The following is a 17,409-nucleotide window of genomic DNA, read 5'->3' on the forward strand; positions in this document are numbered from 1 at the left end:
AATTATTGCCGCAGCCTCATCGACTCTGCGGTTATCTGGGCAGAGCATAAAAATAACTGGTAAGACCAAAAATCCCTATTTGTATACCCATGGTTGGAGAAGATTGCACTGGATAGACACCTAGTCAACCAGTTTGCACAAAAAAATGCATAATTGGTCTGGCCGGAAGGGGGTTTTGCACTCTTTTTGTGCGCTAATGTCGGGCGTCTCGTAACGGGAAACCCTGTCTTTGGTCGAAATTGGTCAATTGGTCATTCAGATTGGTTGACATAACGGTTTGTCCAATTTAGTCTGGCCCCATAATAAATTGGCAGTGTCACCTGTGTGGCTGATGTTGTCGGTAACGCGATGATCGTGGGTGGGGCTTCCTAATGAATGTTTCCTCTTTAGCAAAAATTTTTACGCTCGGTGCACTGGTTTTTATGGGGCCTTTGCATGCCGCGGAAGTGCTGGTGCATGACCAGCAGCAGTACCGGAAAAGTGTGAAAGCCCTGAAACCGGGTGACACACTGGTGCTTGCCAATGGCGTCTGGAAAGATTTTGAAATCTTGTTCCAGGGAGAAGGGAAGAAGAACGCTCCGATCACGCTCACTGCGCAAGAAAAAGGAAAAGTGATCCTTTCCGGGCAGTCGAATCTACGCCTCGCTGGCAATCACCTCGTTGTCTCCGGGTTGGTATTTAAAGACGGCTATACGCCCACCAGCTCCGTAGTTGAGTTCCGTCGCAACAAGAAACACCTGGCCAACAATTCACGCGTTACCGAGCTGGTCATCGACAACTACAGCAATCCGGATCGTTTTGAATCCGATTACTGGGTTGCCATGTATGGCAAGAATAATCGGTTTGACCACAACTACCTGGCGGGCAAGCGCAATAAGGGTGTAACCCTGGCGGTGCGGCTGGATAGTGAGTCGAGCCGCGAGAATCGGCATCGTATCGACCACAACTACTTCGGTCCCCGGCCGACACTCGGCTCGAACGGTGGTGAGACCCTGCGTATCGGCACCAGCCACTATTCCGTGTTTGATTCGCTGACCGTCGTAGAAGACAACTACTTTGACCGTTGCAGCGGCGAAGTTGAGATTATTTCAGTCAAGTCCGGCAAGAACGTCCTGCGCGGCAATACCTTCTACGAATCGCGCGGCACCCTGACCCTGCGCCACGGCAACGGCAACGTGGTGGAGGAAAATGTTTTTATCGGTAATGGTGTGCCGCATACCGGTGGCATTCGCGTGATCAACCGCGACCAGACCATTCGCAACAATTACCTGGAAGGCCTGACCGGCTACCGTTTTGGCAGCGGACTCACCATCATGAATGGTGTTCCAAACTCGCCGGTGAATCGCTATCACCAGGTGGTGAACGCGCAGGTGACCAACAACACCTTTGTTAACGTCGACAATATCCAGCTGGCAGCAGGTAGTGATTCAGAGCGTTCCGCCGTTCCCGTCGATAGCGTGGTCGCCGACAACCTGATCTATCACGAGCAGAAGGCGTCCCCGTTTACCGTGTTCGACGATATTTCCGGCATTCGCTTCGAGAACAATGTTGCTGCACTGGCGCAAAACGACGGCGCTTCTCCAGTACCGTTGGAGTATCTGAATGTTGCCCTTCAGCGTGATGACAACGGCCTGATGGTGCCGGCAGCAGCTAACCTGCGGGATATCGGCGCACGTCGCGGTGTTACCGGAGCGTCGCGAGAAGAGAGCGGGCCCGCCTGGTACGCAAAGCGCGAACCGGTGACCCCTTATGCTTCGGGTAAGACGATTATCGTCCAGCATGGTGCCGGGGCAATTGAGCGGGCGATGGAAGGCGCGGCTTCCGGAGATGTTCTCGAGCTGAAGCCGGGAACCTACAGTGTTGAAAAAATCCTGAAAGTTAACCAGACCCTCAGCATTCGTGCAGCCAAACCCGGTAGCGTTACTCTGTTGCCCGGTCGCTCGACCCTGTTCGAGATTGCGGATGGCGGTGCGTTGGAAATCAGCGGCGTCACAATCTCCGGGAAAGATGCCCCGGATTCAGCCGGTAACGCACTGATCCGCACGCAAAAATGGGGTATGACTCAGAATTACCGCCTGCGTATCGCCAACTCTGAAGTGCGCGACCTGGACGTTAACCATTCCTTCCATTTCTTTGAAACCGGCCACCGCGCGTTTGCGGACCAGATCGAAATCGTGGAAAGCGTGTTCAGCAATATTTCCGGTGACCTGCTGCGTCTGGATAAAGAGAAAGACGATCTCGGTATCTACAACGTCGAATTCCTGGTACTGCGTGACAACCAGATTGAGAACGTACAGGGCGCTGTAGTGAACCTGTACCGCGGCGGCACCGATGAAAGTACCTTTGGTCCCCAGCTGCAGTTCCACGGCAATCAGGTGAAAAACAGTAGCCATGGCAAGCGCAACAAGCGCAAAGCCTCTCTGTATCTGCACGGTGTGCAGGTGGCCAACGTGGCAAACAACACGTTCAGTGGTACCGCCGGTATCGTTGCCGAGCATACCGTTGGCGAGCCCAAAACAACGGTCGCAGAGAATCTCTTCGACACAACCCCCGAGCCCTCTGTGAGCGAGCTGGTTTTCGGCGGCGCGCATACCGCAACTATTCGCGATAACACCGTACGCTGAGACTAATGGTGAGAGTTATGAAGTTCAGGCCCCCTATTCGTCAATTGGTGCAACGTTCTTGGTCGCTGGTGCTGGCGCTGGTGCTGGCTGGCGTTGCCCAAACCGGCTGTGCAAAACCTGCTGAGCCAAACCTGCTGGTCGGCGCGCAGGAAGTCGAGGCCATGCGCGCGCAACTGCAGGCCAAGGGCGCTTTCTGGGATGCCTATGAGCGCGTACGCCGCAACGTTGACCAGATGATGTTGCAGCCGTTAAACGTACCCGTGCCCAAAGATGCGGGTGGTGGCTACTCCCATGAGCAACACAAGGCCAACGCGACGTTTATGCGTCAAGCCGCAACCCTGTATCAGTTGTCTGGTGACGATCGCTATGCGGCAGCGGTACGGGACATGTTGTTGCAGTATGCCGACCTGTATCCCGGCCTGCCGCTGCATCCAAAGCGCAGGGAGGGGGCGACGAATCCGGGGCGCCTGTTCTGGCAGAGCCTGAATGAGGCCGTCTGGCTGGTTGAGACCAGTCAGGCATTTGATCTCGTAGAGTCTTACCTCAGCGCGTCAGAGCGTGAGCGTATTGTTTCTGGTGTTATGCGTCCGGTCGCAGAGTTTCTTTCGGCAGGATCCGCAATCACCTTCGACAAGATTCATAACCATGGTACCTGGCATGTTGCTGCAGTGGGCATGACCGGGTATGCACTGGGTGATCGCGAGCTGGTCGAACAGGCTCTCAATGGACTGGACAAAAGCGGTAAAGGCGGATTCCTCCGACAGTTGCGCGAGCTGTTTTCTCCGGATGGCTATTACACCGAAGGGCCCTACTACCAGCGCTATGCCCTGATGCCGTTTGTCACCTTCGCCAAGGCAATCGAGGCGAACGACCCTGATCTCGGTATTTTTGACTACCGCGATGGTGTCCTGCTGAAGGCTGTCGATACCACTATTCAGCTCAGCTATAACGGCCTGTTCTTCCCGATCAATGACGCTATCAAGGACAAGGGCATCGATACCCGTGAGCTGGTGCTGGGCCTTGCTATTGCATTCGGGATTACCGGTGATGAGTCCCTGATCGAAATTGCACGTGTTCAGGGCGATATTCCCCTGACGGGTGATGGTATGAAGGTCGCACAGGCCATGGACGCTGGTGTCGATGCAACCTTTGACTTCCGTTCTGGTGTGTTCCGTGATGGCCTCGACGGTTCCGAAGGTGGCCTGGTAGTGATGCGCCGTGGTGATGCCAATGACCGCGCGCTGGTTTTCAAACCCACGGCTCAAGGGATGGGACACGGCCATTTCGACAAGCTCACCTGGCAATTCTACGACCATGGCAGTGAGATCATCAGTGACTACGGTGCTGCCAGGTTTCTGAATGTCGAGGCCAAGGCAGGTGGTCGCTACCTGCCCGAAAACAACAGCTATGCCAAGCAAACGATTGCGCACAATACCGTCGTCATCAATGAGCAGTCCCACTTCGCTGGCGAATACCGCAAAGCGAAGAACGAGCATGCCGAAGTGGCTTTCTTTGCGGAATCCGCTCAGGGGGTCATCAGTTCTGCCTTTATCGATACGGCCTATCCTGGCACGCGTCTGCAAAGAACGCTAGCCATGCTGGAGTTGCCCGGGTCGGGCAAACCGCTCGTGGTGGATGTATTCAAGGTCGATGCACAAGGCGAGCATCAACTGGATCTCCCCCTGCACTTCAGTGGCCAGATTATCGATACGAGTTTTGAGTTGCAGTCCAACGGGAGCCAGCTCAGCAGCCTGGGTGAAGATCACGGTTACCAGCATCTCTGGTTGCTCGGCAGTGGCCGGCCTGAAGCGGGCGTGGCGCGCGTCACCTGGCTGAATGACAACGGCCGGTTCTATTCCCAGACCTCACTGGTGGATGGCAATACCGAAATGTTGCTGACACAAATCGGTGCCAACGATCCGTTCTTCAACTTGCGCCCGGAGCGCGGGATCATCGCCCGCCACAACGCGACGGATCGTCACGTCTTCGTCAATGTGCTTGAGCCCCACGGTGAGTACAACCCGAAACGCGAGTTTACCGTTGATGCGAAGAGTGAAGTGGCGAGCCTGCGCCGCGGTGCCGACCAGGGTGTGGAATTCATCACCATTGCGCTGCTCGACGGCAGTGAGTATGCGGTGGCCTACAGCCTGGACGCGGTCGCCGCGGACCAGGAGAAAACATTCAAGATCGACGATAAGGCCTTCACTTTGAATGGGCAGTTCACCGTGCTGGCGCTCAACACAGGGAACGGAGAACAAAATGGCCAATAGTGCGGCGTTTATTCCCGGTGATGAATCCGGGGTGGAGGATGTCGGTGGTGGTATCCGCCGGAAGATCCTCGGGTACAACAAGGAATTGATGGTCGTAAAAGCCTGGTTTGAGGAGGGCAGTATCGGCTACGTGCACTCCCATCCTCACTCGCAGGTGACCTATGTCGAAAGCGGTGTTTTTGAAGTCACCGTTGGCGACGAGGTGAAGAGACTGGAGGCTGGCGATACCTTCTACGTCGCTCCGCATCTGGATCATGGTGCAAAGTGCCTGGAAGCAGGCGTTTTGCTCGATACATTCAGCCCCTACCGGGCAGACTTTTTGGAATAAGTACAATGATAAAAAATCTTCGGTGGATGGTGGTAAGCCTCGTCGCGCTTGCGACGATCATTAACTATATTGACCGCACAGCGTTGTCCGTAATGTGGCCCGGCATTGCCGAGGACCTCGACATGGATGGACACGACTACGCCAACATCATGAGCGTATTCCTGGTGGCCTACGCGATTGGTCAGGCGGTATTCGGTCGCGTTTTTGATGCCATCGGTACGCGCATCGGCTTCGTCTTGTCGATTGTGGTGTGGTCCGTTGCGATCGCCATGCACTCCGTCGCTTCATCGGTGGCTTCCTTCAGTGTTTTCCGCACACTGCTCGGCTTTGGTGAGGCGGGTAACTGGCCTGGCGCAACCAAGGCGAACGCCGAGTGGTTCCCGGTTCGCGAACGCGCGCTGGCGCAGGGCATCTTCGGTGCCGGCGCTTCAGCCGGTAGCATCATCGCACCGCCGCTAGTGGCGTTCCTCTACGCCTTCTTTGGCTGGCAGGCGACTTTCATCATTGTTGCCAGCCTCGGTTTCCTGTGGCTGATCCCCTGGCTGATCCTCTACAAGAGCGGTCCGGATGCCCACCCATGGATTACCCCGGAAGAGCGTGAGTACATCCTCAGCGGCCAGAAGGTTGAGGAAGAAGCTTCCGATGAAGACGAATACGTACCGACCCTGCGTGAGCTGTTGAGCCATCGCCAGAGCTGGGCCGTAATCTTCGGGCGCCTGTTTATCGAGCCGATCTGGTGGCTGTTTGTTGCCTGGCTGCCGCTCTACCTGAATGACAAGTTTGGTTTTGATGTTAAGGCGATCGGTGCCTCGGCCTGGATCCCCTATGTGGGCGCTGCGCTGGGTGCGCTGTTTGGTGGCTGGCTCGCGGGACGCCTCATGCGTTCGGGCAGTAGTGTCAACCGCTCGCGCAAAACCGTGATTGCAATCGGTGGTGCGCTGATGTTGCCAGCACTGCTTGCCACCACAGTGGCGGACAGCCCGGCGATGGCGCTTGGCCTCATCGCGATCATTCTGTTTGGCTTCCAGACTGCCATTAACAACATCCAGACTCTCCCAAGCGATTTCTTCTCAGGAAAAAGTGTCGCTAGCTTGGCGGGTATCAGCGGTGCCGTCGGTGTGACCAGCGTTATCGCAGCGATACAGCTGGTTCCGGTGATTACCAATGATGGAACCTACTATCCGCCGTTTTTTATTCTCGGTGCATCTCTTGTACCTCTGATGCTGCTGTCCACCCTGCTGCTGGGCGGTCGTATTGAACCTGTAAAAAAGAAACCTGCTGACGCTGCACCATCAGCTGAAGCGCTGAGCTGAATTTAAGGACTGGGGGCGCCCGGCCCCCGGCTGTATTGATTACCTAGGAATGGGGATAGACATGAAATTACAAGATAAAGTTGCGATCGTTAGCGGCGGTGCCCGCGATATCGGTAAAGCAATCTCGCTGAAGCTGGCTGCCGAAGGCGCTAAAGTTGTGATCAACTACTACAGCGACAAAGGCCAGGCGGAAGCCACTCTGGAAGCGCTGAAGAGCGCGGGCGGTGAGGGCATTATTGCCCAGGGCGACATGACCAAGCAGGCAGACGTGCAGAGCGTCGTGGACGCTGCAACTGCCGCGTTTGGCAGCAAGATCGATATCCTGGTCAACGTTGCGGGCGGCCTCGTCGCACGCAAGACCCTCGATGAAATGGATGAAGATTTCTTCGACAAGGTGATCAAGCTGAACCTGAACAGCACTTTCCTGCTGACCAAGGCAGTTGTGCCGCACATGGACGGTGGCAGCATCATTAACCTGGCTTCCCAGGCCGGACGTGATGGTGGTGGCCCGGGTGCTTCCGCTTATGCTGCGGGCAAGGGCGCGGTGATGACGTTTACCCGCTCCATGGCCAAAGAGCTTGGCCCGAAAAATATCCGCGTGAACTCCCTGTGTCCGGGTATGATCAGCACCACCTTCCACGACACCTTCACAAAAGATGCGGTGCGCGAGAATGTGGCTGGTGCAACCCCGTTACGCCGCGAAGGCAAGGCGTCCGAAATGGGTGACGTTGTTGCTTACCTGGCTTCCGATGAGGCGTCGTTCCTCACTGGTGTCAATCTCGACACCAATGGCGGACTGCTGTTCTCCTGATTGGGCGGTAACTGAGAGTGATTGATTTATCCGGCTCGGCCAGCAACCAGGGCAAGTTCCCGCAGCAAGGTATTGCCATTTTCGGTGAGTGCATGCTCGAGCTGAATCGCTCGAGCACGGATGCGCCGAAAAGCGCGGGTGCAGATGGCAACGCAACGGGACTCGCACTGTCGATGTCATTTGGTGGCGACACCCTGAATACGGCGGTATATCTCGCCCGGCAGGGGTGCCATGCCGAGTATGTCACTGCACTGGGCGACGACGCCTACAGCGATTGGATGCTGGCGCAGTGGCAGGCAGAGGGTGTTGGTTGTCAGTTGGTCAGCCGCGTACCCGGCAGCGTACCCGGGCTCTATCTGATCGAGCGGGACAGCAGCGGCGAAAGAAGCTTTCTGTACTGGCGAGACAGTGCGCCGGTGCGCCGGATGTTCGATCAGGAAGAGGCCGCCGAAGCGGTTTTTGCCCAGCTCGCGCAGTTTCCCTGTATTTACCTGAGTGGTATTAGCCTCGGTGTTTTGTCGGCGGTGTCACTGCAACGGCTGATGGGCTTTCTGCGCGACTATGTCGCCGCCGGTGGATATGTCATTTTTGATGGCAATTATCGTCCGCGCCTGTGGGAGTCCGCCGAGTTGGCCCGCGATGTGTACGGGGAAATTTATTCGCTGACGTCCATCGCCTTGCCGACCTTTGAAGATGAAGAAGCCTTGTTTGGCGACAGCAGTACCGCTGCTGTGATCGAGCGGTTGCGCGCTGCCGGGGTGGTGGAGATCGTATTGAAGCTCGGCGAAGAGGGGTGTTTGTGCGCGTCAGCAGCCAGCGTCGATCAGGTGCCCGCACACAAGGTGACTCCGGTTGATACCACGGCAGCAGGAGACTCCTTTAATGGAGGCTATCTCGCCGCACGTCTGAAAGGCCAGGACTGCATTGCTGCAGCAGAGAATGGCCACCGGCTCGCCAGTCAGGTGATTCAGGTTCAGGGCGCGATCATCCCGCGCGCACTCATGCCCTGAAAGGCATGCGGTCACCCTGGTCGGTGGCTGTATCGGTGACGGGGATCTTTACGAGATCCCGTCATCTCTGTTCTCGGTTTCCGTGCCTTTCCAGACTCTCGCGTGTTCCCGATAGGCTGCCCGCGCAATCATGTGGGCACCTACCGGTACTGTTAGCAGGAGAAACAGGATCGCCAGCACCGCTCTGGCGGTAACCTGGATATCCTTGAACAGGATTGCCACGGCTGCCAGGAGCAGTCCGGAACAGAGGGTCGCCGCTTTTCCCGATGTGCTCATGCGCATGTAGATATCCGGCATGCGGATCAGTCCCAATGCGGCGGTAAAACCGAAGAAGCTGCCACTCAGTAGCAGCAGTGCTGTCAGAATTTCAGTGATCATTGTCCACCTCGGCCGCGCTTTCTGCCCGGCTATCAATACTGGTACGCTCAATAAAGCGGGCGAAAGCCACCGTCACCAGGAATGCGACCAGCGCCAGAGCAATCCCCACATCCAGATAAATCGCACGGCCGGAGGTCACGGCCAGCAGTGCACAGTACGCGACCGCCAGAATGTTGAGGATATCGAGGGCCACAACACGATCGGCCAGCGTCGGCCCGCGTGCAATACGGAGAAAGCACAGTGCCAGAGCAACGAGCATCAGCCATGAGGCACAGCTAATGGCAAATTCAAGCAGCCACGATAATTGACCCGCATCTTCCAGTACCATCAGGACATGGCCTCCTTGACCCTTCTCTCGAATCCACACCGTATTTCTTCACGGAAGGCTTCCGGATCATCGACAAACATGGTGTGCACGTAGATCGCATCGTTGTCTGGTGTCACGTCCAGCACCAGCGTGCCCGGGGTCAGGGAAATCAGATTAGTCAGCGCCAGAATTTGCGCAGGTTCGCGAATTTCCAGTGGAACGCGGATGATCTTCGGGCGGCTGATCATTGGCGGCGACAGCACCTCATGGGCGGCGCGCAAACTGGAAAGCACCAGCTCACGGAGGAAAAACCACACCAGCGATAGTACCTGCGGCACGCGGCGAAAATACACTTCGCTCTGGGGCTGGAAGTTGGCAACCGCAAGCGCGCCATAACCAATGATAAAACCCACCAGGAAGTTCAGTAGTGATGCGCTCCCGGTCAGCGCTGACCAGGCGATGGCGAGCAGGGTGTTGAGCAAAAACAACCGCATGGGGTGGAGTCCTGAATAACTAGAGTCGGCCGGGCACAAGAACAGCAGCCAGGTATTCTGTCGGTGCCAGCAGCTCTCTGGCCGCGGCCAGAGAAAAGTGGATAAACGGCTCGGGCATCAGGCCCAACAGCAGCGTGATCGTCGCCAGCGAGACAATTGGAATCATGTGCTGCAGCCGTTCGTGGCGATTGAAGGACGACAATTTGCAGGCATTGTGTTCTGGGTGAGGTTTCCAGAACGCCTCGGCCCAGATCTTGGACATGCTGAACAGGGTGAGTACCCCGGTGATCAGTGCAATTGCACACACCCAGTAAGCGGCCTGGTCGAGACTTGCCCTGATCAGCAGGAATTTGGCCCAGAAGCCGGATAGTGGCGGGAAGCCGGCCAGGCTGAATGCGGCAATAAAAAACAGCGTCGACAGCAGCGGCGTCACCCGATACAAGCCGCCGATATCCGCCAGTTCATAGGAACCGGTCAGGCGCGCAGCGGTGCCACTGATCAGGAACAGGTTCGTCTTGGCAACAATGTTATGCACCATATAGAAAATAGCGCCCGCCAGCGCCAGCGAACTATTGAGTGCAAGCCCCAGCACCAGAAAACCAATCTGGCTGACGATATGGAATGACAGGATTTTCCGGAATTCATACTGGGCCGCGGCACCGAGTACGCCGGTTATCATGGTGAGCAGGGCGGCGTAGAGTAATAGCTGATGACCGAAGCCGTCGCCATCGGGAAAAATCAGGGTAAAGGTGCGTATCAATGCATACACGCCAACCTTGGTCAGCAGCCCGGCAAAAACCGCCGTTACCGGTAGCGGTGGCGCGTGGTAAGAGGCCGGCAGCCAGAAAAACAACGGGAAAATCGCAGCCTTGATGCCGAACGCACAGATAAACATGACCTTGAGAAGGTCTATTGCCAGCGGCGCATCCAGTGTCGCCAGTTGTCGGTGCAGCTCGGCCATATTCAGCGTTCCCGTGAGGCCATACAGCAAGCCAATTCCCGTCAGCATCAGCAGGGTGGAGACCAGGTTCATGGCCACATATTTGGTGCCACCATCCAGCTGTACCAGCGTATTTCCGAGCACCAGTAAGGCAAATGAGGCAATCAGCATCACCTCAAACCACACATACAGGTTGAACAAGTCGCCGGTGATAAAACTGCCGCATACTCCGGCCAGTAAAAGCTGGAAGAAGCAGTGATAGCCAAGTCGCTCGCGTCTGCGATCGATTTCTGCCAGCCCAAAAATAGCAACGGCGAGGCCCACAACAGCACTCACCAGCAGCATCACTGCACTTAATCGATCAACCACCAGCGTGATACCAAACGGGGCCTGCCAGCCCCCCATCTGTGCAGCGCGCACTCCACCGGTGGCAACCAGATAAAAAATTGCGATCGCCACTGCCAGGAGCAGGGCACAGCCAGTAACAGAAACGAGGCGTCCATAGCGGGAATGATTGCGGGCCAGATAGGCCAGCATCGCCGCCAGAATGGGAATGAGGAATGGCAGTGACAGAAGCCAGCTCACCGGGCTATTGCTCCTCGCCTACCGAGGTGGCTGAACTGTTTTGAGTCTTGGTATGCCTGGGCGGTTCTGCCTCGCGCATCTCATCCGAGTCCAGGGTGCCAAAGCCACGATAGCTGCGTGCAATCAATGCCAGTGCGAAGGCGAGCAGGCCAAAGCCGATCACAATGGCGGTCAGGATCAGGGCCTGTGGCAACGGGTTGGCGACGGGCAGCGGCGGTACCTCCGCACCTTCGGGGATCAGCGGCGGTGTCGCGCGGGTCAGACGGCCCGCAGCAAAGATCGCAAGGTTGGCCGCATTACTGAGCAGCACCAGCCCGAACAGGTAGCGCATCAGGTTTCTTGCCAGCATCAGGTAGACACCGGTTGCGACAAGAATACCAACCGCAAGGGCGAGGGCGGTTTCCATGGTCAGTTGTCCTCTTCCAGGGCAAACACCAGTGCCAGCACTGCGCCCAGTACTGACAGGTAAATCCCGATGTCGAAAATCAGAACCGTACTGAGTGGCAGCCCCTTGTCTTTGCCTTCACCACCAAGAAACAGCCACTGTCCGGTAAACGGCGCCTCGCCAAACAGGCCTGCGACCATGCCGGAAGCCCCGGCAATCAAAAGGCCCGTAGCGGCGAGTCCGGCCGGCGGGAAACGCAGCGCGCGTCGCGCAGCCTGAATGCCCCAGGCAATCGCCAGTAGCGTAAATGCAGCCGCCGCCACCAGTCCGGCAATAAAGCCACCGCCGGGCAGGTTGTGTCCGCGCAACAGCATGTAGATAGAGAACATCAGCAACAGCGAGACAAAAGTACGTGTTGCAGTCCGCAGGATGATGGAGTTCATTCTCGCCGTCCGAGTAACTGCTGTCCGATTAGTGTGGTCGCCGCCAGCGCTGCGGTGAACACCACGACCACTTCGCCGAACGTATCCAGTGCGCGGAAGTCCACCAAAATCACGTTCACAATATTGCGTCCGAAGGCCTCAGGTACGGCGCTCTCCACGAAGTAATCGCTAGTGGTACTGTTGAAGGGCCGCTGCACCACCGCGAGAATGGCCACCGTGACCCCCGCACCGGCAATGCAGGCCACCAGCGCATCCAGCTTGCGAAAGGAATGCGCATGGGTCTGATAACTGAGGGGCAGGCGATGCAGAGTATTGGCAATCAACACCAAGAAAAGCGTCTCAACGAGCAGTTGTGTAATGGCCACATCGGGCGCACCGAAGAACAGATAGATCAGCGCAACACCAACGCCCAGTGCACCGAGTGCACAGATGGCGGCGAGTGGTGCGCGCACGGAACTGGCCATCAGTGCGCCGGCTGCCACCAGAATCATCGCCGCCCATTCCTTGATGGTCAGCTTGGGCAGCGCCAGTTCGATTTCCAGACCGCCATTGCGCACCACTGCCAGCAACAGTGCGAGCGTGGAGCTGACAAAAATCACCAGCAGGTAGCGACGCAGAATGCCGTGCTGCAGCCAGCGGGTCTGTGTGGCCGCCAGTGCCTTGAGGCCCTCCAGGCCAAGATCCCAAAGGCGGTCGGCTGATACCGGAATAAAAGACAGCAAGGTTTTGAGCGCGGCGCGTAACGGGCGCTGCAACAGATAGACCGCGACCCCGGCGACAAATGTCAGCACACTGAGTAGCAGAGGCACATTCACGCCATGCCACAGCTTGAGTTTGACCACCTCGGGTTGTCCGAGCAGTGTTGTTACCGCAGGCTGTACCAACCCTTCGGCGATGATAGGGGTGAATAACCCGAATATCAGGCCGAGTACACTCAGCACCAGCGGGCCGAACCATAGGACCGGGGCGGCCTCCCGCACTTTTTTCAGCGACTCGGGTCGCTTGCCCAGAAAAGGTCGCATCGCCAGGGTGCCCGCCACCGCGACCATCAGCACATTGGCAAACACCGCGGCACCGGCCACCAGCGTGGGTTCGGTCGCGATCGCGAGTGCACCCTCGTACTTGAGTTCCTTGCCGATAAAACCCAGGAATGGCGGGAAGCCCGCCATCGAAATGCCTGCGGCGATAGCGCAAAGCCAATTGATCGGCATGGCTTTCCCCAGGCCGCCCAGTTGGTGCAAATCCCGGGTGCCCGCCTGGTGGTCGATTATGCCCACCACCATAAACAGCGAGGCTTTGTAGAAGGAGTGCACGAGGATAAAGGTAATCGCCGCTGCGACAGCGACAGAATCGTCAGAGCCGAGAAACATCGTCAGGGTGCCGAGCGCCACGACGGTGGTATAGGCGAGTGTCAGTTTCAGATCGGTCTGGCGCAGTGCCAGTATCGCCGCAATGGTCGCCGTGACGGCACCCACGATAGTGAGTGTCCACTCCCATACCTCGGTCGTGCCCAGCACCGGGTGCATGCGTGCCATCAGGTAGATACCGGCCTTCACCATGGTGGCGGAGTGTAAGTAGGCGCTTACCGGTGTGGGGGCGGCCATGGCATTGGGCAGCCAGAAGTGAAAGGGAAATTGCGCCGACTTGGTAAAGGCGCCGATCAATATCAGGGTCAGAATGGCCGGGTAGAGTGCGTGCTCACGCACTGTCTGGCCCTGGGTCAGGATCTCTTGCAGGTCATAGGTGCCTGTGGCTATCCCGAGCAAGATCAGGCCTGCCAGCAGGCACAATCCGCCCATGGTGGTCAGAAGCAGTGCCTGCAGGGCGGAGCGGCGCGCCTTGGCAGAGTCATGGTTGAAGCCAATCAGCAGGTAGCTCGAGAGGGTGGTCAACTCCCAGAAGACAAACAGCGTGATGAGGTCGGCTGCCAGTACCAGCCCCAGCATCCCCAGCATAAACAGGAACAGGTACAGAAAGAATCGGCGCAGCTGCGGGTGCCCATGCAGATACGCGCCGGCATAAATGGAGACGAAAATACCGATGCCGGTAATTAGAAAGGCAAACAGCAGGTTCAACCCGTCGAGAAAGAAGCTGAACTCAATACCGAGGCTCGGTACCCAGCTGTAGGAGATCGAGGCGACGTTCCCCTGTGCCACCGCACGCCACTGGGTCAGCAGGAAAAAAAATGGCAGAGCCGGTAGCAGGGGAAAGACGAGACGAATCCAGCGCCCCGGTTCCGGAGCACGGGCGCCGGACGGATTCGTGTCTTCGCTTACCGCCATTTACGCTGTTGCCTGTGGGAATAAAAAAGAAGGGTAATGGCGTAAAAGATAGTGGTCGGGCGCGGACGCCGCCAGCGTGTGAATGGACGTGTGCCGGATACTGTCGCTGATCAAGACCTGAGTTGGCGGCATTCACCAGGTGGCGTAGTTCGTGTTGGTTTACCTTCAGCTCGCCGAGACGAGCTTCAAGCCAATGATCGATGCGACCAGCGTGGCGATAAAAAAGATGCGCAGGAAATTCGTCGGTTCATTAAACAAAATAACGCCGAAAATAGTGACGCCTACCGCTCCGATTCCGGTCCAGATCGCATAGGCCGTGCCGATCGGGATGGATTGCATGGCGCGGGTCAAACAGTAGAACGACAGCGCCGCCGAAACAATAAAGCCCAGGGTGTAAGAGGGTTTGGTAAAACCGTCTGAGAGCTTCAAAAGTGTGGCGAAGCCGACCTCCAGAATACCGGCGGCAATGAGCCATATCCAGGCCATATGTGGTTCCTGATTAGGGGGTGAGCAAAGTTTAGTTGGACATGAGCGCGGCCGTATGGAACCCGGATAGAGAGCGTTTGTGGAGGCTGACAACGAATACTGAGGTCCAGCGGCTAAAGCGCTAGCCACTGAACTTCCGAAACAGCATGGATACCGTCCTGGCAATCAGCATCAGTGTGGTTACCGCCTTCACCGCATCTGACGTCGCCTCCCTCGAATTCATCGATTTATACTCTGGTGCCACCTGCTCGAGTTCACCCTTGTCAAAAAACATGCCCTCACACTGGGGACAATAATCTACTTCCACCCCTGCGACCTGTGCATGCACCAATGTCGCGGTATCACAGCAGGGGCAGGGCAGCGGGGTACTTGCCGCTGTGCCTACTGCCAATTCCAGTAACGCATGGGTGTCCAGGTCAGACTTCTGTAACCATGCGCCCTCGCAATAGAAACAAATTTTATATTCGTTGCTTCTGTACAGTTCGTAGCGGAGGCGTTCGAGGCATTTGGGGCAGTTCATGGTATTCATTGAGTGGTCAGGGATTACTGATGGGTTTGATTGCATGGACGCTGATCTGACTACGCTGCACCAGGCCCGCATCTACCCGCGTGAATCGCCAAACCGCGATCTTCGCCGAGCTTAAGCGCGTCGCTTCCTGGGGTCGGGACCGAAATCATTCGTCCCTTTGGTGCCGGGCAGCACCAGAATGACTAGTGAAACGAGATATCTGACGTAGGGGATCAAGGTCGCAAGGTAAAACCAGCCGCTCAGGTTGAAGTCGTGAATACGTTTCACCGAGCCGACAACGGACACCCAAATCACAGGCAGGCTCATCACTCCAAGGATCACCATAGAGTAGGAAGCCTCGATGGTAAAAGTGATTACTGCTGCCATGATAATACTGATCGCCATCAGCGGTATGACGAATGCAAATAGATAGAATTTTCTGGTGATTCTGCCTTTTACAGAAAAATAGATATCAAAGACCGTGGCCCGCTGACGTGCCTGATCGCCAGCGATGTCTGATTCTTCGAGCGCTGCCTCCGGAGGAGAGTATGGGTTCTCTTTCATCGCTAAAATTGCTTGTTATTTTATGGCTCACTACGGTGAGCCAGTGGCATAGTGAAAGGCTGCGTAGAACCGATCTGTGATCTGTCTCTAGCCGATGGGGTCCCGGGCACCGGCAAAGCGAATACCGGCGAGGAGGGCCATCTCCCGTTGCCAGGTGGTCAGGTCCGACTGATTAAACCCGCTCAGGCTGGTATGCCCACAGGCCCGGGCCATGACCTGCATCAGTTCGGTGGAGGCCTCGAAGAAATTTTTCAGCTGCGCTGCAGATTTTTCTACATTCAGCCTTTGGCGCAGGTCCGCCTTTTGTGTGGCGATACCGGCGGGACAGTTGTTGGTGTTGCAGATACGGGCAGCCACACAGCCAATCGACTGCATCGCACTGTTGGCGATCGCTACGCCATCGGCACCCAGCGCCATTGCCTTGACAAAGTCCATCGGCACGCGCAGTCCACCGGTGATAATGAGCGTCACCTTGCCACTGGCCCCCTGTTCGTCGAGGAACCGTCGTGCCCGCGCCAGCGCAGGAATGGTGGGCACACTGATATGGTCGCGGAACATCGCCGGAGCCGCACCGGTGCCGCCACCGCGGCCATCGAGAATGATGTAATCCGCCCCCGCATCGAGGGCAAACTGTATATCGTCCTCGATATGGTTGGCGCTGAGCTTGAAGCCGATGGGAATGCCACCGGTAATCTCCCGCACGCGATCAGCAAAGCGTTTGAAGTCTTCCACGGTTTCCAGATCTTCGAAAGACGGTGGCGATACTGCGGGCTCGCCCTCGGGAATACCGCGTACTTCGGAAATCTTGCCGACGTTCTTTACGCCGGGCAGATGCCCGCCGGTACCGGTTTTCGCCCCCTGACCGCCCTTGAAGTGGAAAGCCTGCACGTTCAGCAGCTTCGATTCATCAAAGCCGAACTTGGCACTGGCCAGCTCGTAAAAGTAGCGGGAGTTCGCCTGCTGTTCTTCCGGCAACATGCCTCCCTCGCCTGAACAGATACCGGTACCTGCCAGCTCGGCGCCGGTTGCCAGGGCCACTTTGGCTTCTTCAGAAAGTGCGCCGAAACTCATATCCGACACAAACAGCGGTATGTTCAGCTTCAGTGGTTTGTTCGCGAGGGGGCCGATCACTAGCTCGGTACTGACACTGGCCTCTTCCTGCAGCGGTTTTCTCGCCATTTGTGCGGTTAACAACTGGATGTCGTCCCAGTGGGGCAGTTGGTGGCGCGGCACACCCATCGCGGTCATCGGGCCATGGTGGCCCATTTTGGATAACCCTTCTCGGGCCAGTTGATGGATGAACTCGACCGTGGGTTCTTCCTTGGTGGCCTTTGCGCTTGGGCTGCCATTACCACCGGTCTGGATACCCGGCCCTTCTTTGCCCACGGCGGCGTCTTCAAATTGCTTGTGGGTGCCATCACAGTAGGGGAGTTTGGCGGAGTGCTTGCACTGGCACAGGTAGGCGTCACCACTGTTCTCGGCCACAAACGCCTTGGGCTTGAATTCGGTACCGGCATGGGAGCCGTCACAGAAGGGTTGGTTGCCTGAACGGCCGCAGACGCAGAAGAAGTACTCCTTGCCTTCTTCAAGTTCGACTTTGCTGGGTTTGTTATCGGCAATGATGGGATTCATAGGGCGCCCTGTGTTGTCAGTGGACGGCCCACTACTGGCGGCCAAATAC

At 56.9% G+C, this 17,409-nt stretch carries 17 protein-coding genes; 6 read left to right on the plus strand and 11 right to left on the minus strand.

From position 1 onward, the window contains the following. Window positions 1-371 precede the first annotated feature (371 nt). From ACXAD0_RS06315 to ACXAD0_RS06340, 6 genes are all read left to right on the plus strand, one after another. Window positions 372-2,624 carry a chondroitinase-B domain-containing protein gene (locus ACXAD0_RS06315; RefSeq protein WP_475087521.1) on the plus strand — a complete coding sequence of 751 codons (2,253 nt, stop codon included), beginning with the start codon at window positions 372-374 and terminating at the stop codon, window positions 2,622-2,624. Between the two features lie 17 nt (window positions 2,625-2,641). Further along, window positions 2,642-4,894 carry an alginate lyase family protein gene (locus ACXAD0_RS06320; RefSeq protein ID WP_475087522.1) on the plus strand — a complete coding sequence of 751 codons (2,253 nt, stop codon included), beginning with the start codon at window positions 2,642-2,644 and terminating at the stop codon, window positions 4,892-4,894. Continuing rightward, on the plus strand, window positions 4,884-5,222 hold the full coding sequence (locus tag ACXAD0_RS06325; RefSeq protein ID WP_475087523.1) for a cupin domain-containing protein: 339 nt from the start codon (window positions 4,884-4,886) through the stop codon (window positions 5,220-5,222). Before ACXAD0_RS06320 ends, ACXAD0_RS06325 begins: the two co-directional genes overlap by 11 nt. 5 nt (window positions 5,223-5,227) lie before the next feature. After that, entirely contained in the window at window positions 5,228-6,535 is a 1,308-nt protein-coding gene (locus ACXAD0_RS06330; protein WP_475087524.1) for an MFS transporter, read from the plus strand. A gap of 61 nt (window positions 6,536-6,596) precedes the next feature. Continuing rightward, window positions 6,597-7,346 carry an SDR family NAD(P)-dependent oxidoreductase gene (locus ACXAD0_RS06335; protein ID WP_475087525.1) on the plus strand — a complete coding sequence of 250 codons (750 nt, stop codon included), beginning with the start codon at window positions 6,597-6,599 and terminating at the stop codon, window positions 7,344-7,346. A 17-nt stretch (window positions 7,347-7,363) separates the two neighbouring features. Beyond that, window positions 7,364-8,356: a sugar kinase gene (locus tag ACXAD0_RS06340; protein ID WP_475087526.1), complete on the plus strand. Its 993-nt coding sequence runs from the start codon at window positions 7,364-7,366 to the stop codon at window positions 8,354-8,356. A gap of 48 nt (window positions 8,357-8,404) precedes the next feature. Here ACXAD0_RS06340 and mnhG read toward each other — a convergent pair whose 3' ends face one another. The 11 genes from mnhG to ACXAD0_RS06395 form a co-directional block, all read right to left on the minus strand. Continuing rightward, on the minus strand, window positions 8,405-8,734 hold the full coding sequence (gene mnhG, locus ACXAD0_RS06345) for a monovalent cation/H(+) antiporter subunit G (protein ID WP_475087527.1): 330 nt from the start codon (window positions 8,732-8,734) through the stop codon (window positions 8,405-8,407). Continuing rightward, window positions 8,724-9,062 carry a cation:proton antiporter gene (locus tag ACXAD0_RS06350; protein WP_475087528.1) on the minus strand — a complete coding sequence of 113 codons (339 nt, stop codon included), beginning with the start codon at window positions 9,060-9,062 and terminating at the stop codon, window positions 8,724-8,726. The genes mnhG and ACXAD0_RS06350 overlap by 11 nt, the downstream gene beginning before the upstream one ends. Then, window positions 9,062-9,535, minus strand: coding sequence for a Na+/H+ antiporter subunit E (locus ACXAD0_RS06355; protein ID WP_475087529.1), 474 nt, complete (start codon window positions 9,533-9,535; stop codon window positions 9,062-9,064). The genes ACXAD0_RS06350 and ACXAD0_RS06355 overlap by 1 nt, the downstream gene beginning before the upstream one ends. A gap of 19 nt (window positions 9,536-9,554) precedes the next feature. Continuing rightward, window positions 9,555-11,060 (minus strand): Na+/H+ antiporter subunit D, encoded by a 1,506-nt coding sequence (locus tag ACXAD0_RS06360; protein WP_475087530.1) that lies wholly within the window; start codon window positions 11,058-11,060, stop codon window positions 9,555-9,557. 4 nt (window positions 11,061-11,064) lie between these two features. Next, window positions 11,065-11,466, minus strand: a complete 402-nt coding sequence (locus tag ACXAD0_RS06365; RefSeq protein WP_475087532.1) for a Na+/H+ antiporter subunit C — start codon at window positions 11,464-11,466, stop codon at window positions 11,065-11,067. A 2-nt stretch (window positions 11,467-11,468) separates the two neighbouring features. After that, a complete protein-coding gene (locus ACXAD0_RS06370) occupies window positions 11,469-11,888 on the minus strand; it encodes a Na+/H+ antiporter subunit B (RefSeq protein ID WP_475087534.1) in 420 nt (139 codons plus the stop codon). Next, a complete protein-coding gene (locus ACXAD0_RS06375; protein WP_475087535.1) occupies window positions 11,885-14,170 on the minus strand; it encodes a putative monovalent cation/H+ antiporter subunit A in 2,286 nt (761 codons plus the stop codon). The genes ACXAD0_RS06370 and ACXAD0_RS06375 overlap by 4 nt, the downstream gene beginning before the upstream one ends. Window positions 14,171-14,335: 165 nt before the next feature. Then, complete coding sequence (locus tag ACXAD0_RS06380; RefSeq protein ID WP_475087536.1) at window positions 14,336-14,656, minus strand: DMT family transporter; 321 nt, start codon at window positions 14,654-14,656, stop codon at window positions 14,336-14,338. 121 nt (window positions 14,657-14,777) lie between these two features. Beyond that, window positions 14,778-15,176, minus strand: a complete 399-nt coding sequence (locus ACXAD0_RS06385; protein ID WP_475087537.1) for a TFIIB-type zinc ribbon-containing protein — start codon at window positions 15,174-15,176, stop codon at window positions 14,778-14,780. A 120-nt stretch (window positions 15,177-15,296) separates the two neighbouring features. Continuing rightward, window positions 15,297-15,728, minus strand: coding sequence for a DUF805 domain-containing protein (locus ACXAD0_RS06390; protein ID WP_475087538.1), 432 nt, complete (start codon window positions 15,726-15,728; stop codon window positions 15,297-15,299). An 87-nt stretch (window positions 15,729-15,815) separates the two neighbouring features. Further along, entirely contained in the window at window positions 15,816-17,360 is a 1,545-nt protein-coding gene (locus ACXAD0_RS06395) for a glutamate synthase-related protein (protein WP_475087539.1), read from the minus strand. Window positions 17,361-17,409: the final 49 nt, after the last annotated feature.

The organism is Microbulbifer sp. ABF4_148 (assembly GCF_056158985.1).